Raw genomic sequence first — 676 nt, 5'->3', positions numbered from 1 at the left:
GTTGACCTTGGTATTGGCGTATACAAAAACAGCGCAGGCGAAACGCCGATTATGAAAGCCATTCAAATGGCTCAAGATGTCGTTGTTGAAACTCAAAAAACCAAATCTTACGTTGGTCTTGCTGGTTGTGAAGAATTCAACCAAAGCATGATTGATCTTCTACTGACGGGAACGTCTGCGATGGATCGTGTTGCTGCAATTCAAACGCCAGGAGCAAGTGGTGCACTGCGTATGCTGGGTGACCTAATGAAGGTCGCACAACCAGATACAACGGTTTGGATTTCGAATCCAAGCTATGTGAACCACAAGCCAGTAATGGAAGCTGCTGGGCTTAAAGTTAAGTTCTACCATTATTTCTCGCCAGAAACGAAACAAGTCGACACTGAAAAAATGCTGGATGATCTTGCTAAAGCAGGGCCGACAGATGTGGTTCTACTGCATGGTTGTTGTCACAACCCAACAGGCGCAGACATCGACTTTTCCGCATGGCAAGCTATTACAGAACTTTCTCAAAAGAACGGTTTTACGCCATTTGTTGATATCGCGTATCAAGGTTTTGGTGACGGCTTAGAAGCTGACGCCAAAGGTCTTCGTTACATGGCGGATAATGTCGAAGAGATGTTGATTACAACTTCTTGTTCTAAAAACTTTGGCTTGTACCGCGAACGTACTGGTG

At 45.0% G+C, this 676-nt stretch carries 1 protein-coding gene; it reads left to right on the top strand.

The window, feature by feature from the left end:
* The coding region (locus R8N49_RS27540) for an aminotransferase class I/II-fold pyridoxal phosphate-dependent enzyme (protein WP_318190507.1) at positions 1–676 on the top strand (676 nt) is incomplete at both ends.

The sequence above is a fragment of the Vibrio sp. 1978 genome, from assembly GCF_033344345.1.
Note: the sequence above shows the minus strand (reverse complement) of the source record. Positions and strands in the feature narration are given on the sequence as shown.